The following is a 16,064-nucleotide window of genomic DNA, read 5'->3' as shown; positions in this document are numbered from 1 at the left end:
TGCCGTCGATGTCAACGGGAGGAGCAGCGATAAATGCGATGATGAAGCAAGTGGTTGCTGCTAACAGGGTGGGGATCATTAATACACCGAACCAGCCGATGTAAAGGCGGTTGTTGGTGCTGGTGATAAATTCACAGAAACGATCCCATACGTTGGCGCTTTGGCGCTGTTGAATGGTTGTGGTCATTTTATGAGTGCGATGTTTTTGTTAAAAACACAGGTAATTTATTTCCTGTTCTTATAAAGTTAGCATAAGTTTACGAGTTTTGTAACATTGATTATTTTATTAAAATTTATAAAAGTAATAACTTTTACTTATTATTAAGTTTACAAAACTTTAGATTTGTTTAGAAATTAGGATCAAAGCGATTTACTAAAGTAGCTACTACAATCATTGGCAACCCAACAACGAAACAGATTAACCATTAGACATCTCCAGAAAAGAAATTATGGGGGCTTTATGGGGTCAGGTCGAAGCTTATGGGATATCTAGATATCTGATTTTTACCTTAAATTATCGCCCATAAGCTTCGCCCCTACAACTTATGACAAATTAATACATTCTATTTTGGAGAGGTCTGGGGCAGTCCGTTCGCGTACATCCACAGCCTAAAGTACGATAAAGTATCGGAACTTGGTGGAGATACTTTATCGGGCGTGGTTTTGGCTCACTCGATTTTCTTATAATTAATTGGATTGGATATTTTTTTTATTTGGAAGTCCCTAAAAATCAAAGTAGATATAAGGTAAACTGCCTTCAGGAGCTAGTAACCAAACTGCATAGAAACATAAAGGTACAAAAACCAGTTTTATCGGCCAACTCAACTCTAATTTCATGCTTCGTTTAAAGCCATAAGCTATACTCATGACAACAACGATCAACACCAATGACCATGTTAGTTGGTGAGGAGTGCTGTTTAAGGCTTCGACATAGACTTTTTCAATAAACTGTGAATCCGCACTATGACCCCAAAGGTGTTGTATAACTAAAGCAGAATCTTGAATATTGGGGAGACGAAACCAGATCCAAGAGGTGAAAATCATGAACTGGGTTAACAACCAAGCGAAAATTATACCGACAGGGTTGTGCCAAAATAGGTAAAGAATTTTTGAGCGATCGCTCATAGCATCTGTGAGACGATGAACAGCTAAGGCCAAACCATGCAACGCACCCCACACTACAAAACCCCAGGCAGAACCATGCCAAATACCCGCTACTATCATCACAATGAATAAATTTAAGCAGGTACGCATCAACCCCTGACGAGAACCACCCAAAGGAAAGTAAAGATAATTACGTAACCAATCACCTAAAGTTATATGCCAACGTCGCCAAAAATCGGCAATGCTGGTACTGAAGTAAGGAAAATCAAAATTTTCTGGTAAAACTAAACCAAAAAGTAAAGCAGTACCACGGACAATATCTACATAACCGTTAAAATCTAAATATAATTGTAAACCATAAGCCACAGTAGCTAACCACAAATCTGTGCTACCTGCTCTTGGTAAATTACCAAAACATAAATCTACAAAAATTCCTAGATTATCAGCGATAATGCCTTTTTTAACCGCACCTCTAGCAATTAACCATAAAGCTTCTGATAATTTATCAACATTAGGCAATTTTAGAGTATTGAGTTGAACTGCTAAGTTATGGTAACGGGTAATTGGTCCAGAAATTAATTTAGCAAAAAATAATTTATAGGCAGCAAATTTCACAAATTGTTCAGTAGCCGGCGCTCCACGATAAACATCTATTAAATAAGCAATACACTCAAATGTAAAAAAGGAAATTCCCAAGGGTGTAACTAATTTAAATGGGGCATCTGGAGAATTTATATTTATCTCAAATATCCATTTAAATATGATAGGTAGATATTTAAAACCTAATAACAATCCTACATTGAAAATAATCCCAAACCACAAAATTTTGAGACGGTTAAGATTCCAGTCAGATTGAGCAATTTGCCACTCTTCATTAGAAAGTTGCCAATCTTGGGAATGTTTACCTGGTGAGGTATTTTCCCCGATTTCCAAGCCTATACGAAAGTTAATAAAAGTAAGTACCAATAGTAATGGTAAGTATTGAATATTCCAAGATGAGTAGAATACAATACTAGCTACCAGTATTGTCCATAATCTTAATTTTTGTTCGCTTACAGTCCAGTAAATACAAAGAATACTCAGCAAAAACAGCGCGTAAAAAGGTGATATAAATTTCATTCTTTGGTTATTAGTTATTCGTCATTAGTTATTAGTGATTAGTTATTAGTGATTAGTTATTAGTCATTAGTTATTAGTTATTAGTCCCCAATCACCAATCACCAATCACCAATCCCCAATCACCATTTATTTAAAACTCCAGGGTATCATCGGATCAATAGCCAACCTTTTAGATAATTCATAAGCTCCGTAGCGGTTGAGGTGACTGGGGTCAGAAAAGTAGTCATGTGCTTTGAGCCAGATTTGGCTTAAATCGCGGTAGATAAAATTGCTATTAGTAGTGGAAGCATCTAACATATATTTTTGAAATTCTTGTTCATATTTTAACCGCACTGGGTCTAAATAATCTCCTGTTAATGGCATATTGACAAACACTAATGATATTTTTTTATTTTTGGTAAACTCTATCATTGATTTTAAAGCTGTGTCTTGATTACCTGCTAGTTGAAAATCTTTATAGTCATTGTCGTAAGCTCCAGCTACTCTGGGATGGTTTTGATAATATATAGCAGGATTAAAACGAATAGATAAGGGCAAGAAGCCATCAAAATCAACGGCTGCTTGGGAATTTTGCTCTTGTGTATCGCTGGTCAATTCGGTTTTTGAGTTGACTTGCTGAGAGTTATTAATAACTGGTAAATAGTTAAGTTGTTTTTGCAATAAAGCCTTGATTTGTCCCCGATTTTCATAGCTGGCAGATATACCAACTAAAGCTTGATTTAAAAAATCATTAGTCACTTGATAAGTATTAACATTTACTGGTGTATCTTTAGTTAGCTTATCTTTCACTGCATTTGCTTGTTGGCTGGATGAATTATTGTTAACAGGCTGTGTAGCTCTTTTTAATACCTCTTCATAGCCTTTGGAAGCAGCAATAGCATTAAAAGTGATATCTTTGCGATCACTATTGAAAGCTCTAGAACCATCTGCCCAAATAATCATTTTTGGTAATTCCGAGGGTTGTAAAACTCGACGAATGATAAATTCTACAACTTGGGCTGTAGCACCATTAATACCAAAATTAAATACGTCAACTTTGGGATAACCCTGAGTGGACAAGGCTTTAGAAAGGGCAACAGGATCAACTCCTCTCAAAGCACGAGAAGAACCGATAATTAGGACATCTGGTGGCTTTCCATCTGTTGCTAGACGCTGTTTATAAAGTGCGAATTGTTCATCTAATTGCCTAGCATTAAAACTGGGTAAATTTGATCTTGCAGCCAAGAGAATAGCAGTAGCATTGGCTTTTTGTTTTAATGGTGCGGCAGGTAGATTTGTTGATGGAGTATCATCAGCTGGGGTAAATGCAGAAGCATTAAAAGCAGAATTACCAAACTGAGAATATGTTGTGTTGTTATTGCTGGTAAAAAATGTTGTTCTTTGACTTTGATTTTTTTCTGATGTTAAAGAGACCTGAGACTGTGAGGATGGAGATGTTAAAACACCAGTAACTTTGGGTGTATTTTGTCCAATCTTAGTAGTAACGTCACCTAAGATCCAATCACTTTGGAGTACGAGTATTAATCCCAAAGCTACCCAGATCAAACTTCCCCAGAGTCCTTGTTCATCGGGATTTTGCTCAGTTGATTGGTTAGTTGCTGTAAACAGTTGGCTTGCTAAAAGTAAGTTTCTGACTTGTTGATGAGCAGTTTTCAGCCAATCTTGTGTTACTTCAGTTACCAAGTTTTGAACTTCCTGAGTTGTTAAATCAGGACGCAAAATTGGCTTTTTGGTTTGCTTAGGCAGTAAATCACTGACATATTCTACCGTAGCTGCAAATTCGGGTGTAGCTTCTGGTACTAATCTGTGGCGATGTCCAAAATCAACTCCATGATGCCAAACAGGTTCAGTATCACCGGCTCGGCGACCATAAATTCTCACACCAGTAACACCGACAATACTGAGTTGACGAATAAATTGGGTGACTTTGCTGGCTACTTGCTGGCGTTTGGGACAATTGGGCGCATCACACATAATGTGTAGTAAATCACCCTTACGCAGTAATAAAACGCGAATGCCGCCTGTTTTTAACCGCCAATCCATATCCTGATTTAACAGACGCTCCAGTAGGAAAATGATCGCTGGTTCATCCCCGGCAGCACCTAATTCTAAGCTGGATGTTGCTAAGGCGGGATGTTGTGCAGCGGGTAAAGATAACCAGTCTACCCAAGCAGGTTGTTTATCTTCTGTTTTTTGTCCGTAGACAGCAGCGGACAGAATGCCTTGGGGGGCGATTTTTTCTAACTGAGAGATAATTAAAGGTAAACAAACTTCCTTTTCTGGTGCAGGAGCATTTTTTAAAGGGTCAACTGCTGGAGTACAAAAGATATGTAAGGTAAATTCTTTTAAAGAAGCTTGAACGGTAACTTGGAAATCTGATAAAACTTCAGTTAACAAACGAGCGATCGCTTGTATATCTCCCCAACGCGCCCATTCTTTGAGCATGGTTTCCGGTGGGGTTAAATCCACCCTTAACCGCCAATCTGGCTCACTTTCACCCCGAACTTGGGAGACAATAACAGCATCTTGATAACCAGCCAGCTTGAGATGTCGTAACTGTTGGGCTACTGGTTCAGCTAATAATGTGGCATCAGGACTATAAGTTGATTGGCAAAATATCCAGAGACGATTACCTGTTTTTTGAGAGTTGGCTTTAGACTCGTAGGGCTTGCTTTTAACCTGTACTGCTACACCCAACTTACTTAGGTTTTCACTCAGATAACGAGCGATCGCATCGGGGTTGCCTTGTCGTGCCAAACTTTCATTAGAGACGATCAGCGCCCCACCAGGTAGTCTAGATTTTTTGGTTTCTAATAAAAGTGCTTGTTCTGCTTGCTCTAGATGTCGATCTAATTGATTTAAATAGACTCTATGACACCATTGAGGACGATGTTCTCCTTTCTTTCGACCATAGACCAATACTTGGTATATTGAGGATTGTTCCTCATTTGTGAGACTATCTAAATCTGTTTTTCCAAGTGCTTGCAACAAGTCATAGAGTGTGTGCCAACGTTTTGGACAGTCTGTACCTTCACAAAGGATATGCAGGTCATTTCCTAGCAACCGAACTTTCACCCTGAAAGTGTTAATTCCTGTTGCTTGGCTTACCCACTGCACTAAGGTTTGCTGGCGATCTAGTAATAATGTTTTCATTATGAAGTTAACTTTAACAGGAAGCGAGGATTGGGGGATTTTGCCTGTACTTGTAAACTAGAACCATAGATTTATCACATTTTGCAGTTTCTTTTTAACAATTTTGTTACCATTGGAGCTTGCAAAATCGGCAAAGATAGTCTTACAAGGTTGCACGTCCTCTCAAGATTGAGTTTTGCGTCTATTTTACTCATCTGGCCATCATCAAGAATTAGCAATGTCATCTGTAACCCAACACCCATCACCAACCCCCGGATTAAATTGGCTCTTTTTTAGTATTCCCCAATCTGGTCTCTTACAAATAGCTACGGCATCTATGCTACTGCTACTTGTAGCAGATAAAGCAACTGGTGAAGCACTCAAAGCTATAGGAGAAGCTAGTGAAGAGGTATTTAGAGGCGATCGTCTACCTATTCTCAACTTCCCAGATCAGTAGTAACTAAACCAAAGCTAACAACATCTAACAACAGCTAACAACTACTATATATAACCATTTATTGGCTCTGGGTAATCCTCATCACTCAATTTATTCATTTTCTGATTGTGGTATTTCTTTGGTAATAGGTAATGGGTAATGGGTAATGGGTAATGGGTAATTATTATATTTTTCCCAATCACCAATCACCAATCACCAATCACCAATCACCAATCACCAGTTCCCTGGTACAGCAAAAAGCAAAAAACTAAAATTGTAGGCATTAATTGGCTTTACTAGAGCAAAGAATATGGGTTCTATTTTATACTCCTCCTCGCCATCAGCGAATATCTACCCTATGTCTGAATTATTTTTACGTCATCGTCTACAGATAGTAGAAGAATTGTGGGAGTCGGTATTGCGGCAAGAATGCGGCCAAAAAATGGTGGATCTATTACGGCAGTTGCGTGATTTGTGTTCACCGGAAGGACAAGCTACCAATGATCAAGCCTCGTCAGCTGTGGAACTAATTGAACAGCTAAATATTAACGAGGCCATTCGTGCTGCTCGTGCTTTTGCTCTTTATTTTCAATTGATTAATATCATTGAGCAGGAATATGAACAAAAGCAACAGTTAAGCCGCTATTCTGACTCAGACAGCATAGATCAGGAAAATATTCCCAATATTGTTTATTCGACTAACCAACGAGAAGACGACGTACCTGTTACTAAGTCATGGGGAGGAAATCCCATATTTCATAGTTGGACTGATACAACACCAGCTACACAAAAAGGTACATTTGCAGCTTTATTTCCTCTATTATTCAAACTGAATGTACCACCCCAGCAAATTCAGCGTTTAATTTCTCAACTAGATATTCGGTTGGTTTTCACCGCCCATCCCACGGAAATAGTCCGCCACACGATCCGCGATAAGCAGCGACAAGTTGTAAGTCTCTTACAACAGTTAGATAGCGCAGAAACTCGTTCTGGTGGCTATCCTTGGGAAGCAGCAGAGGTGAAAGAGCGATTATTAGAAGAAATTCGTCTATGGTGGCGTACTGATGAATTACATCAGTTTAAACCAACTGTATTGGATGAAGTAGATTATGCTTTACACTACTTCCAAGAAGTGTTATTTGATGGTATTCCCCAACTTTACAAACGTCTCACATACTCTCTAAAACAAACATTTCCTTGGTTAGAACCACCCAGTAAAAATTTCTGTTCTTTTGGTTCTTGGGTAGGTTCAGATAGAGACGGAAACCCATCGGTAACACCGGAAGTTACTTGGAAAACCGCTTGTTATCAGCGGAAAATGGTTTTAGAGAGATACATTCAATCGGTGAAGCATCTGATTGAATTATTAAGTGTGTCTATGCACTGGAGTGATGTACTTCCAGATTTGTTGGAGTCGTTAGAATTAGATCAATCTATTTTGAGTGATGTCTACGATGCGTTAGCTTTGCGTTATCGTCAAGAACCTTATCGCTTAAAGCTGGCTTATGTGTTAAGAAGGTTGGAAAATACCCGCGATCGCAATCTGGCTTTATATAATCGGGAAACACCAAGCAATGAAGATTCTCCCATGTATCGTTCTGGGGGGGAATTTTTAGCGGAACTGCGATTAATTCAACGCAATTTGACGGAAACAGGTTTAAGTTGTGGAGAATTAGATCATCTGATCTGTCAGGTAGAAATTTTCGACTTTAATCTTACCCAGTTAGATATTCGTCAAGAATCATCTCGTCATTCTGATACGATTAATGAAATTCTTGAATACTTACAAGTTTTACCCCAATCTTATAACGAACTCACAGAAGAACAAAGGGTAGCTTGGTTAACAGGAGAATTGCAAACCAGACGGCCGTTAATTCCCGCAGAATTACCATTTTCGGAAAAAACTAATGATGTAATTGAAACTTTCCGGGTGGTGCGATCGCTGCAACAAGAATTTGGCATTAACATCTGCCAAACTTACATTATCAGTATGTGCAGGGAAGTTAGCGATGTTTTGGAAGTGCTGCTGTTAGCGAAGGAAGCGCGGTTATTTGATCCAGCGATCGCTGTAGGAACTATTCGTGTTGTACCACTCTTTGAAACTGTAGAAGACTTACAACGCTCTAGAAGCGTGATGCGACAACTGTTTGAACTACCATTGTATCGTGCTTTCTTAGCTGGGGGTTATGCAGAAATTAACCCTGACAACTCCTCCCCATCTCCCCACACTTCGACACCGCCCTTCGACACCGCCCTTCGACACCGCCCTTCGACACCGCCCTTCGACACCGCTCAGGACAGGCTCAGGACAGGCTCAGGACAGGCTCAGGACAGGCTCAGGACAGGCTCAGGACAGGCTCAGTACAAGTCGCTCAGTGCAAGTCTCCCTATTTCCCAATCTTCCATCCTCAACCCCAACTTGCAAGAAGTGATGTTAGGGTATTCTGACAGTAACAAAGATTCAGGCTTTTTAAGTAGTAACTGGGAAATTCATAAAGCCCAAAAATCCCTGCAAGGAATTGCGGAAGAATACGGTTTAAACCTGCGAATTTTCCACGGACGGGGGGGATCGGTAGGTCGTGGTGGTGGACCTGCTTATGAGGCGATTTTAGCCCAACCAGGACATAGTATTAATGGACGGATCAAGATCACTGAACAGGGAGAAGTTTTAGCTTCTAAATATTCTTTGTTGGATCTAGCTCTGTATCACGTTGAAACTATTACCAGTGCAGTTGTACAAGCTAGTTTGTTGAAAACCGGGTTTGATGATATTGAACCTTGGAATGAGATTATGGAAGAATTAGCTCATGCGTCGCGTCAACATTATCGCGCTCTCATTTACGAACAACCCGATTTTATCGACTTCTTCCATCAAGTTACCCCCATCGAAGAAATTAGCCAACTGCAAATTAGCTCTCGTCCAGCGCGACGACCATCTGGTAAAAAGGATTTAAGCAGTTTACGAGCGATTCCTTGGGTATTTAGTTGGACACAAACCCGATTCTTGTTACCTTCCTGGTATGGTGTGGGTACAGCTTTACAGGAGTTCTTGAACGAGCAACCGGAAGAACACTTAAAATTAATGCGTTACTTTTATGTCAAATGGCCTTTCTTCAAAATGGTGATTTCTAAAGCAGAAATGACCTTAGCGAAAGTAGACATGGAAATGGCGCGACATTACGTACAGGAATTGTCTAACCCTGAAGACAAACATCGTTTTGAGAAAGTGTTTGAGCAAATTGCTAGTGAGTTCTATCTCACCAGGGATTTAGTCTTAAAAATTACCGGACACCAAAAACTTTTAGACGGTGATCCGATTTTGCAGCGTTCAGTACAGTTACGTAATGGAACAATTGTACCGTTAGGATTTATTCAAGTTTCTCTACTCAAGCGCCTACGACAGTACAAGAACAGCACCACACCAGGAATAATTCACTCTCGTTACAGCAAAGGGGAGTTACTGCGAGGAGCATTGTTAACTATTAACGGTATTGCCGCAGGAATGAGAAATACTGGTTGAAGAAGGTGACAGGTGACAGGTGACAGGTGACAGAAAGAAAGAGTGTAAGAGAAGATATTGTTATTTCTCCCAATCCCCCCATATCACCAATCACCAATCACCAATCACCAATCACAATGATCAAAAAACGCATTCTAATTTGTACTTTTGTAGCCCTATCATCTGGCTTTTTTGGTGGTTTAATGGCTGCACAAATTACTTCCATGTTGCATAACCAAAAATGTCAAACTCAAGGCTGGGGTTTCCAGCAAGTTTGTAATGTCGTAGTCACACCTGGAGCAATTTGGCAGGGTAGTATAGCTGGAATATGGACAGGTACAATATTAGGGGCGTTTGTTGGCGGGTCAATAGTACGTAAAAGTTATTAATTAGGGAATTGGGAATTGGGAATTGGGAATAGTTGATTAGAAAACATAAAATTGATTACCCAGTCACCAGTCCCCAGTCACCAGTCACCAGTCACCAGTCACCAGTCCCCAGTCCCCAGTCACCAGTCACCAGTCACCAGTCACCAGTCACCAGTCACCAGTCCCCAGTCACCAGTCACCAGTCACCAGTCACCAGTCACCAGTCACCAGTCCCCAGTCCCCAGTCACCAGTCCCCAGTCACCAGTCACCAGTCACCAGTCCCCAGTCACCAGTCACCAGTCCCCAGTCCCCAGTCCCTATTCCATTGGAGTAGTAGATGATTGCAGACTGCTTAAAGATTGCCAAGTATTGGTGCTAGTATCAAAACATCGCCAATTTCCCTTCCGTTCGTCTTTATAACAAAATAACGTGCGATCGCGGTCATCAAAATTATCAGTTAAAAAATATACCATTCCTCGAAATGGATAAGTTTTACGACTCAGGCGCTTTGCTACGGCTTGATTCGGACATTCGACGATAAAAACGGATTCTCCATTGATTTTAGAGAGGGAGAAAATACACATCCGCAAAATTGCTCTCAGCCAACTTTCAGAATTCTCGAAGTAATCGTCGATAATTTTGTTAGTTAGAGCTTGTTCGAGGCTGCGGTCTTTGTTACGAGGAGTGTGGGCATCAGACATAGCATCACCTAAAAATGGCTATACCGCTGGTTCGAGATTAAACTAAAATTTCCCAAAGTGGCAAGTGTAGGGGACTGGGGACTGGTGACTGGGGACCTGACAGGGGTAGGTTTTTAATATTATCTGTTGAGGCAGGACTAGGAAGACAAGGAAGGAAAGTGGACAAGGAAGATTTTATACGGACAATGGTTTTTTGACGGACTATTTTTGTGACTAAGAATACAGACTTTGTACTGTTTTCCTCCCTTGTCACCTTGTCCACCTTGTCCACCAAGTCTTGCCCTGACGACAATGTAAAATACCTACCCTTGTGAGGGACTGGTGACTGGTGACTGGGGAAGACTAATAACCCAATGCCCAATGCCCAATGACCTGGTAATATATACTTATAACTTTGAGAATTTAATAGCCATGACGACTGAAACTAATGTAAAAAATCAAGCTACTACAGGTGCTGATGCTGTTGATGTAGCGATCGCACAAGGAATTGATTTTGACGGTTCTCCTATTCCTGCTGCTAAGTTGGAACTATATAATCAAGTCATGGGTTTAGAAGCTGGTAGACAACGCAGTGGTGTATCTAATACTATGCGTTCTCGGATCGTCCGTATTGGTGCAAAGCATATTCCCCAAGCTGAGTTAGACGCAAAGCTGGTTGATGCTGGATTTGCTCCTTTAAAAGAAAAAGAAGTTGCCTTTTTCTATGGTAGTAAATAATACAATTTTAGATTTTGGATTTTAGAATAGTAGGTTGGGTTAGCAACAGCGTAACCCAACACAAAATCTAATTTCGCCGGAAATTGTTTTTGACGTACTCCCCGCAAAACATCCGCTACTGCTCTCGCACCTGGTCCAGAAAATGCTTTACCATCGTTATTTTCTATGTAGGGTTGTAAGGTAACAAAAGGTGCTTCTGTCATTAAATAACTCGCACCTTGTAAAACGTTAATGGTGATAGGTTTTTTACTAGGGTTGTGTAAAATTACTCCTATATATAAGGTTTGTAAATCCTTGGGAGTGTGGGTATAATGATGAGCAAATAGATCAAATCTGCCTTGAATGGGAAAGTTTAAATGTGCGGCTGGAACTTTTTTCTTATTAGGTGTAAAAGTAGAAAGTAGAATACCTTCATTTTTGATCCATTCTGGACTGTTGCTATTAAAAACCGGTATTTTATCTAAACTACCAGGTAAAGGACGTATTTCTCCCACTTGCACAATTTCTTGTGGTGCTGGTTTTGTAGGTGTTTGAGCGTTTACTTGATTTTTTTGATGATAGCTATTGAAAGTTGTACAGCCGATAGTTTGAGTAATCGCTAATCCTGATATGATGATGAATACAGGTTTGAGGATGTGGTTTTTGGCTTGCAAAATTCCCATATTTGATTTTTCCAGTCAGTTTTTCCGAATGTTATGAACTGGATACAATATATGGAAGGTTAATTTCTGATTTTCTGTAATGCGTGTAAATTTAAAGTAACCCAGTCATTTCGACTCAGGAGTTCAATAAATGGATATACTCATTGAATCTACTAAGGATTTTGAAAAAGATTTAGAAAAGTTTACAGATACAGAGAAGTTTAGAATTATTAAGGAAATGAATCGAAATTTTGAATTGTTATCATCTGAAAATAATTTAATTAATAATTCTTTTTATGAACATAGTGAACAACTCAGAAACATTAAACTAAATCATGACTATGATTCTACTATATATTGTCTGAAAATTAACGATCAACAAAGAATAATTTTAACTATTGATGATGATCCAATTTTTGGTTGTATTTTAATCACTTTATTTAGATTAGTTAATCAAGAAAATGCACAACAAGCTTATAATGCAGTTGCAGAAATGATTTATCAAGATTTCACGGTAGAAGAAAACCCAGCTTTAGAAATTCAGTGTTGTTAATGGCACAAATTAAACCTCTGTTAGATGAATATGGTGTCATTCATGAAGCAATGAAAATTCTTCCAGAATATCTGAAAATTGATTTTCTGGAAGCTTTAGCTGAGTTAGAAGATAATGAATGTCACCGAACTAGAAATTTTCCTAAAACCAGATTACATAAGGTAGCGGGTATTAAACAAGCTATTTACCGTGCAGATATTAATAAAATATCAGGGTGGCGGATTCATTTACAATATATTGATGGAAAAATTCACCTCAAAGATATTATTGGTGGTCAGCATCATGATAATGTCATGCTGGTGATTAAATTGAAAAAGGATAGATATGATTAATAATTGATAATTGATAATTGGTAATTGGTAATTGGTAATTGGTAATTGGTAATTGATAATTTGTAATTTGTAATTTGTAATTTGTAATTGATAATTGGTAATTGGTCATTGATTCTATCCTAAAATGCTATCAACGGTAATTTTAATTTCAGGAAATGCGAGGATATCTAAAATTTCACCACGTTGAAAGGTGTTGATTTCACTATATCCATTTTCTGAAGGTTGACGATAAACGATGATTTTTTTTTCGATGATATCAACTAACCAAACTTCTATAATACCATTAGCTGCATAAAGAGGAATTTTGATATCTCGATCATATTCAAAACTACTATCTGCAACTTCTATTAATAATAATACATCCGATGGTTGAGGATGTGCAGATTCATAAAAATCTTCACGGGGTTTAAGTAATGCTATGTCTGGTTGGGGTTCGGAAAAATTATCTAAAGTTATGGGGTTTTGTACAGCAACAATTACTTTTTTACCTAGTAACTGTGAAAAAAGAGAGTTTAAACGATTGACACAAGATGCGTGTTTTCTTCCTATCGGTGACATTTCAATTATTTCTCCATTAATTAATTCTACTCTATCATCTTCTGTTAAAATTCCTGCTGCATTCATTTGATGATATTGTTCAACTGTGAAACGTCTGGTTAATAATTTCGTAGACATAGTTCACTCTCTTTGTTGATGATATTGGTTAATTATTTCTATAATTTGTTTCTATAATTATTTTGTTCCTAAAATGCTATCAACGGTAATTTTAATTTCAGGAAATGCGAGGATATCTAGAATTTCACCACGTTGAAAGGTTGTGATTTGACTATATCCATTTTCTGTAAGCTGACGATAAACGATGATTTTTTGTTCGATGATATCAACTAACCAAACTTCTATAATACCATTAGCTGCATAAAGAGGAATTTTGATATCTCGATCATATTCAAAACTACTATCTGCAACTTCTATTAATAATAATACATCCGATGGTTGAGGATGTGCAGATTCATAAAAATCTTCACGGGGTTTAAGTAATGCTATGTCTGGTTGCGGTTCGGAAAAATTATCTAAAGTTATGGGGTTTTGAGAATCAACTATTGCTAATGGAAGCAACAATTGAGACAATGTACTAATTAATCTTCTTACACAACTTGCGTGTCTTCTTCCTATTGGTGACATTTCAATAATTTCTCCGTTAATTAATTCTACTCTATCATCTTCTGTTAAAATTCCTGCTGCATTCATTTGATGATATTGTTCAACTGTGAAACGTCTGGTTAATAGTTTAGTAGACATAGTTCACTCTCGTTAGTTGATGTTATTTGTTAATTATATCATTTCTTGAAATAGATCCCCAACTTTTCCAAGAAGTCGGGGATCTGAGTTTACAAATAATCAAAAAAGACTTCTGGTACTAATCTTAGTTCTCCTGATTTAAACTTTTCAATTTCTACCCATAAAGCACGATGTTTCTTTTCTGGTGTTTCGGAAAAGGTTAAACTTTCAATTTGGTAAAATTTCGGATCTGCAAAGTCGCATTGATAAAGTTGGATGATTTCATGTCCTTGTTTACCATCGAATATAAACAGGTTTTCGATACAACTTAAATAACGAATGTTGGTTAAATCAGCTTGTATTTCTTCTTGAAATTCTCGTTCCAATGCTATGCGACTGGTTTCACCAAATTCTACTCCTCCACCTAAAGCACGATAAAATGTTGATTGCTTTGTCGGATCATATCCTTCAGAAACAAAGATTCTGTCACCATCTTTAATTAATGCTAAAACTATGACTCTAATTTCACCTGGTTGATTCATTGTTGTGAGTAATTGTTGTTATTTGAATGATTAATTATCGTAAAGGGAATAAGCGCGAGTTTCACTATCTTCTACTGGCCAATCTTCGTTTTCACCACCTAAATATAATGCTTCTATGGTGACGTATTCTTCACTTAATTGAGATAGTGCGTTGATGAGAATATCTAAGGCGATCGCATCACTTGTTCCTAAATCAAACCAGCATCTTCCCCATTTTCCTTCATATTCAAATTCACCCATGTTGTGCATTAAAGCTAACATACTTTGATCATAACCTTGGTTATCATAATCCATGTAGCTTAAATCCAAACCTGTTTCTTGAACTTGCAAGTTTTCAGCGTTGAACCCTCCTAGTTTACCCAAATAAAACCAAGAGTTAAATACTTCTTCTACATATTGTTTTTCTTGTTGGGAAGGAATGGTACTAAATTTGATCCAGAACCAAACGTCAAAGGGATTAAATTCGCGGAATTGAATGTACATTTTTGGTGATTGGTGATTGGTGATTGGTGATTGGTGATTGGGAAAGAGAATAAATAATTATCTGTTCCCTGTTCCCTGTTCCCTTCTTTCCTAATGACTAAATCATCATATATTATTGAGTCGGTTTTTAGCCTGGTTGCGTTCGGATTCAATTTGTTTGACTAGACTAGCAGGAAGTTGGGATTTTTTGGTTAACGCTTTCTCAAAATATGCGATCGCTTCTTTAACCACATTCTGACTTTTTTCCTTGTTACCTTGTAAATACAGTATTTGCGCTTTGAGATAATAAATTTCTGGGTTGTCAGAGGTGTTTTTCAAAGCACGATCCACATATTTTAATGCTTGGGGATATTTTTTTAAATCCCGATACGCTAAAGCAATACCCCTATCTACTAAATATCCAGGTGCTGCATTTTGTTCCAGTTGTTCAATCGCTTGATCAGGACTAATGAAAGGCAAATTAACGGCTAACATTAAGTTCATATAGCCTTTAATTAAATTTAACTCTGGATCATTGGCATTAATAGCTTCTGCTCTATCTAAATATTCATACACTCTTGTTAACCTAGTAAATGCCTTTGATGCACCATTAACCGTACCTTCACGGGTAATAATGACAGCACCTTCTAAAAAATTGCCTACTCCAGTGTATAAATTACCACGTAATTGGTTAGTAGCAATCAATTTTTGTCCAGCTTCTAAAGTCTTTTTGCTGTACTTTTCCAATCCTACTAAATCTTGATTAGTATAAGCTAAAGATGCTTTTAAAGCATAAGCTAAAGGTTCATCGGGTTCATCAGCGATCGCTTTTTTCAGGTGATCCTCTGCAACAGGATAATTTCCTTGTTGGAAAATCGCTTTAAACGCTGCTTCAGTGCGATCGCCAATTTTATGAGGTTCACTACTGCGAAATGGATCACCCGCTAATGAGGGATTTACCCACAAATTTAAGATTAACGTAGTAGCAAAAGCAACTGTAGAAACCAGAGGAAATCCTAAAAAATGTTTAGACATAATAAAACACAGAATTATTACGGTTGAACTTGTCTTATGTATTACTTAAAATCAAAAAATGCTTAACCAAAAAAACGCTTCTGTCTTAGCAAAAAAATCCAAAAAAATCCAATTTATCTAGACTATTGAAAATTCATCAGGATT

The 16,064-nt window shown here is 38.0% G+C and carries 16 protein-coding genes and 2 pseudogenes; 7 read left to right on the top strand and 11 right to left on the bottom strand.

The annotated features are described in order from the left end of the window. From H6F45_RS13155 to H6F45_RS13145, 3 genes and pseudogenes are all read right to left on the bottom strand, one after another. Positions 1–187: pseudogene (locus H6F45_RS13155) on the bottom strand (photosystem II q(b) protein); the annotation flags it as partial. A 536-nt stretch (positions 188–723) separates the two neighbouring features. Then, positions 724–2,223, bottom strand: coding sequence for an MBOAT family protein (locus H6F45_RS13150; RefSeq protein WP_190347378.1), 1,500 nt, complete (start codon positions 2,221–2,223; stop codon positions 724–726). Positions 2,224–2,349: 126 nt separating this feature from the next. Beyond that, positions 2,350–5,376, bottom strand: coding sequence for a DUF1574 domain-containing protein (locus H6F45_RS13145; RefSeq protein WP_190347377.1), 3,027 nt, complete (start codon positions 5,374–5,376; stop codon positions 2,350–2,352). A 217-nt stretch (positions 5,377–5,593) separates the two neighbouring features. On the opposite strand from H6F45_RS13145, the gene H6F45_RS13140 reads away from it, so the two are divergent. From H6F45_RS13140 to H6F45_RS13125, 4 genes are all read left to right on the top strand, one after another. Beyond that, positions 5,594–5,812, top strand: coding sequence for a hypothetical protein (locus tag H6F45_RS13140; RefSeq protein WP_096571918.1), 219 nt, complete (start codon positions 5,594–5,596; stop codon positions 5,810–5,812). Between the two features lie 289 nt (positions 5,813–6,101). Then, entirely contained in the window at positions 6,102–9,311 is a 3,210-nt protein-coding gene (locus tag H6F45_RS13135) for a phosphoenolpyruvate carboxylase (RefSeq protein ID WP_242052611.1), read from the top strand. Positions 9,312–9,427: 116 nt separating this feature from the next. Beyond that, on the top strand, positions 9,428–9,679 hold the full coding sequence (locus tag H6F45_RS13130; protein ID WP_096572847.1) for a hypothetical protein: 252 nt from the start codon (positions 9,428–9,430) through the stop codon (positions 9,677–9,679). A gap of 32 nt (positions 9,680–9,711) precedes the next feature. Continuing rightward, positions 9,712–9,993 carry a hypothetical protein gene (locus H6F45_RS13125; protein WP_190347375.1) on the top strand — a complete coding sequence of 94 codons (282 nt, stop codon included), beginning with the start codon at positions 9,712–9,714 and terminating at the stop codon, positions 9,991–9,993. Here H6F45_RS13125 and H6F45_RS13120 read toward each other — a convergent pair. Then, positions 9,977–10,360: a hypothetical protein gene (locus tag H6F45_RS13120; RefSeq protein ID WP_096571920.1), complete on the bottom strand. Its 384-nt coding sequence runs from the start codon at positions 10,358–10,360 to the stop codon at positions 9,977–9,979. The two genes, H6F45_RS13125 and H6F45_RS13120, sit on opposite strands and share 17 nt — an antisense overlap. Before the next feature lie 37 nt (positions 10,361–10,397). Beyond that, positions 10,398–10,721, bottom strand: a complete 324-nt coding sequence (locus H6F45_RS13115) for a hypothetical protein (RefSeq protein ID WP_190347374.1) — start codon at positions 10,719–10,721, stop codon at positions 10,398–10,400. 50 nt (positions 10,722–10,771) lie between these two features. On the opposite strand from H6F45_RS13115, the gene H6F45_RS13110 reads away from it, so the two are divergent. After that, positions 10,772–11,077: a DUF4090 family protein gene (locus H6F45_RS13110; RefSeq protein WP_190347382.1), complete on the top strand. Its 306-nt coding sequence runs from the start codon at positions 10,772–10,774 to the stop codon at positions 11,075–11,077. A 68-nt stretch (positions 11,078–11,145) separates the two neighbouring features. Here H6F45_RS13110 and H6F45_RS13105 read toward each other — a convergent pair. Then, positions 11,146–11,739, bottom strand: a pseudogene (locus tag H6F45_RS13105) (DUF3370 family protein); the annotation flags it as partial. Between the two features lie 130 nt (positions 11,740–11,869). Between H6F45_RS13105 and H6F45_RS13100 the strand changes: the two are divergent. After that, on the top strand, positions 11,870–12,271 hold the full coding sequence (locus tag H6F45_RS13100; RefSeq protein ID WP_096571922.1) for a hypothetical protein: 402 nt from the start codon (positions 11,870–11,872) through the stop codon (positions 12,269–12,271). After that, a complete protein-coding gene (locus H6F45_RS13095) occupies positions 12,271–12,603 on the top strand; it encodes a hypothetical protein (protein ID WP_096571923.1) in 333 nt (110 codons plus the stop codon). The genes H6F45_RS13100 and H6F45_RS13095 overlap by 1 nt, the downstream gene beginning before the upstream one ends. A 114-nt stretch (positions 12,604–12,717) precedes the next feature. On the opposite strand, the gene H6F45_RS13090 is transcribed toward H6F45_RS13095, so the two are convergent. The 5 genes from H6F45_RS13090 to H6F45_RS13070 all read right to left on the bottom strand — a co-directional run bounded on the left by H6F45_RS13090 (position 12,718) and on the right by H6F45_RS13070 (position 15,920). Further along, positions 12,718–13,278, bottom strand: coding sequence for a Uma2 family endonuclease (locus tag H6F45_RS13090; protein ID WP_190347373.1), 561 nt, complete (start codon positions 13,276–13,278; stop codon positions 12,718–12,720). Positions 13,279–13,335: 57 nt separating this feature from the next. Then, the gene (locus H6F45_RS13085; protein WP_190347372.1) at positions 13,336–13,902 is read right to left on the bottom strand and encodes a Uma2 family endonuclease; all 567 of its coding nucleotides are present in this window, start codon (positions 13,900–13,902) and stop codon (positions 13,336–13,338) included. Positions 13,903–13,991: 89 nt separating this feature from the next. Further along, a complete protein-coding gene (locus tag H6F45_RS13080; protein WP_137669205.1) occupies positions 13,992–14,423 on the bottom strand; it encodes an NUDIX domain-containing protein in 432 nt (143 codons plus the stop codon). A 30-nt stretch (positions 14,424–14,453) separates the two neighbouring features. Continuing rightward, positions 14,454–14,906 carry a DUF3531 family protein gene (locus H6F45_RS13075; protein ID WP_096571927.1) on the bottom strand — a complete coding sequence of 151 codons (453 nt, stop codon included), beginning with the start codon at positions 14,904–14,906 and terminating at the stop codon, positions 14,454–14,456. Positions 14,907–15,011: 105 nt separating this feature from the next. Further along, positions 15,012–15,920 (bottom strand): Sll0314/Alr1548 family TPR repeat-containing protein, encoded by a 909-nt coding sequence (locus tag H6F45_RS13070; protein WP_190347371.1) that lies wholly within the window; start codon positions 15,918–15,920, stop codon positions 15,012–15,014. Between the last annotated feature and the right edge of the window lie 144 nt (positions 15,921–16,064).

The organism is Sphaerospermopsis sp. FACHB-1194, from assembly GCF_014696235.1.
GTDB classification, from domain to species: Bacteria; Cyanobacteriota; Cyanobacteriia; order Cyanobacteriales; family Nostocaceae; genus Sphaerospermopsis; species Sphaerospermopsis kisseleviana.
This window is presented reverse-complemented; position numbering and strand designations above follow the sequence as displayed.